Source organism: Allobosea sp. 05T422_2, assembly GCF_056396265.1.
Genome location: NZ_JBFTLD010000450.1, coordinates 1 through 2637, shown reverse-complemented (window position 1 = coordinate 2637; position 2637 = coordinate 1). Strand labels below are relative to the sequence as shown.

General features: G+C 63.1%; 2 protein-coding genes and 1 pseudogene. 1 reads left to right on the top strand and 2 read right to left on the bottom strand.

Features of this window, described 5'->3' with window-relative positions:
* Positions 1-201: 201 nt before the first annotated feature.
* Positions 202-1236 carry an IS110 family RNA-guided transposase gene (locus AC1DJT_RS35915; RefSeq protein WP_476835976.1) on the top strand — a complete coding sequence of 345 codons (1035 nt, stop codon included), beginning with the start codon at positions 202-204 and terminating at the stop codon, positions 1234-1236.
* Positions 1237-1514: 278 nt separating this feature from the next.
* On the opposite strand, the pseudogene AC1DJT_RS35910 reads toward AC1DJT_RS35915, so the two are convergent.
* Positions 1515-1790 (bottom strand): annotated as a pseudogene (locus tag AC1DJT_RS35910) (transposase); the annotation flags it as partial.
* Positions 1791-1954: 164 nt separating this feature from the next.
* Positions 1955-2164, bottom strand: a complete 210-nt coding sequence (locus tag AC1DJT_RS35905) for a hypothetical protein (protein WP_476770259.1) — start codon at positions 2162-2164, stop codon at positions 1955-1957.
* Between the last annotated feature and the right edge of the window lie 473 nt (positions 2165-2637).

Here is a 2637-nt window from a genome sequence, read left to right as displayed (position 1 = left end):
CAGCGTCGAACCGTCGTCTCGAAGACCTCGCGCAGCAGATCGCTGTCGCGGAAGCGACCGTGCCGGTTCTTCGAGAAGGTGGAATGGTCGGGCACATCCCCCTCCAGGCCAAGCCGGCAGAGATGGAGTAGGCGGGCGGTCGCGCCAGGRCGAGAGTGCGYCGCGCGGYYTGACCCACAACGCCCTGCCATGGAGASGGTGATGGACTATTTCGCTGGCCTGGATGTGTCCCTGGAYACCGTGAACGTCTGCATCGTCAACGACGCGGGYGAKGTCCTGSTCGAACGGAAGATCGAMGCCGARCCAGCGGTCATCGCKGATCTGCTGGCGGGGTTCGGTCATCCCTTCAAACGGGTCGGCCTGGAAGCGGGCCCGACATCATCATGGCTTCACAGCGCGCTGCGCGAGGCCGGGTATCCCGCGATCTGCCTCGAATGCCGCCATGTGAAGGCCGGCCTGAGTGCGATGAGGAACAAGACCGACCGCAACGACGCGCGCGGGATCGCCCATCTTCTCCGCCTTGGATGGTTCAGGCAGGTCCACATCAAAAGCGACGAGGCACAGCAAGTGCGCATGGCGCTCGTCAGTCGTCAGCAGCTTTTGAGTAAATCGCACGATATCGAGAACGCAATCCGCGGCTCGCTGAAGGTGTTCGGGCTTCGCATCGGGATCGTCACGCGGAGAGCCTTCGAGGAGCGCGTCCTGGAGCTCGTCGCCGATCATCCAATCCTGCYCTCGATCACCGAGCCAATGCTGCGCGTCCGTCAAACGATGATCGAGGCTTTCGAGGAACTGGACCGCATGTGCCGGCAGTTTGCACKACGCGATCCGGTCTGCCGCCGGCTGATGACGATACCCGGTGTCGGGGTGGTCGTGGCGCTGACCTATCGCACCGGTGTCGACGCTCCCGAGCGGTTCTCGCGATCAAGAGACGTCGGCGCACATTTTGGCCTGACGCCGAGACGTTATAGCTCCGGACAAACCGACTTCGACGGTCGCATCAGCCGCTGCGGCGACGAGATGGTCCGCACCGCGTTGTACCAGGCAGCCCACGTCCTCTTCCATCACGGTCCCTGGTCGGCCCTGAGGTCGTGGGCGACGCGGCTGGCGAAGCGAGGCAGCGTGAAGGTCGCGAAGATTGCTCTCGCACGCCGGCTTGCCGTCGTCATGCACCGCATGTGGACCGACGGCACCGAGTTCCGTTGGTCAGCGACGCCCGGTTCGGCCGCCGCGTAGTGGGGAGGTCCACGTAGCGATCGACCTTCATAGTTCCGTCGCCGCGGCGGAGAAGAGCGCCTGGGAGGGTGCGAGGGTCGGACGAGCACGCATCGCTGGTTGCGATGGCACGGCATTCGCCGGTCCGATCGCGAGGCAGAGCTAGGCCGTTCGATCCTTCTCAACCCATCCTGTCCGCCGACGCAGTCAGCGTCGAGCATGCAAAGAAGCCTGAACTCGTCCGGGCGCTCCTGATCCACCGCGACACAAAAACGGAGTTGACACATGCCCGCCTAAAGAAACCAGCGATAGGCGAGGTTCAGATGGACTTCGTCGCAAAGCCTGCGCTCGGAGCGGATGCCGAAGCAGTAGCCGACGATCAGCATCCGGATCATCAGCTCGGGATCGATCGAAGGCCGGCCGGTGTCGCTGTAGAAGGGACGTAGATGCGCACGGATGCCGGACAGATCGACGAAGCGGTCGATCGAGCGCAGCAGGTGGTTGGCCGGGACATGCCGCTCAAGGCTGAACTCGTAGAACAGTGCCTCCTGCGCAACCGTCCGTTCGCCCATCATCGCGCCGCCCTCCGCCCAAGGACGACTGAATCAGAACCTCAGGCTCGCAGCAACACCGACTTCTTCAACAAAATCGGTCGAGACTGGCCTTTCGGTCTCGGTCGCAGAGCTGACGTTCGATAGGGCCCTTCAACTCGGTTGCTTCCCTCGTATCCTCGCAATGATCAATCCGGCGCCTTCGGCAGCACGCCCATGACCGCCCGCCCGCGCTCAGTTAGCGCGTAGGTGTTACAGCCCGCCCACGCTGGCGCGGGCGTCCATTCGATCAGACCCTTGCGGATCAGTTCCTCGCGCGACTTGCTCGGCCGCAAATCGACGCGGCCCCTGTCTGGCCGAAACAGGTGCAAGATCCAGATTTCATCCCGCGTCAGCATCTGGTTCCGGCTTTCGTTCCTCTCGCTGAGCGGTCTACCTGCGAACGTGATCGTTCGCCATCTTCTGTTTGATGCTAAGCCACTGTAAAGACTGAAGCGCATCGCAAGCACAGGGGTGTGTTTCGTCAACAGAATGGCGGAAACCAACAACGCGGCGGGATGAACGGGGTACCTAGCCGCGTCTTAAACTGAAGAAGCCACTACCCATGAACACTACGGCCTGCTAGCCCGCTCCGCGGCTCGACCACTCGAAAGAACGAAGGCTCGACGGCTTGCTATCAGCCGACGCTCGCGGCCCGGTTATGCCGGGAAGCAGCGTCTTATCTGCGGAGGGGACATGAGGACGACCGCCATCATCGCCGCGCTGGCGCTCGCTGTACTGGCGAACGCAGCCTCAGCGCAACATCAGCAGCATACCTTCCGTGACAGCTCCGGGCGCGTCACAGGCCGGTCAGTGACCGACAGCCGAGGCT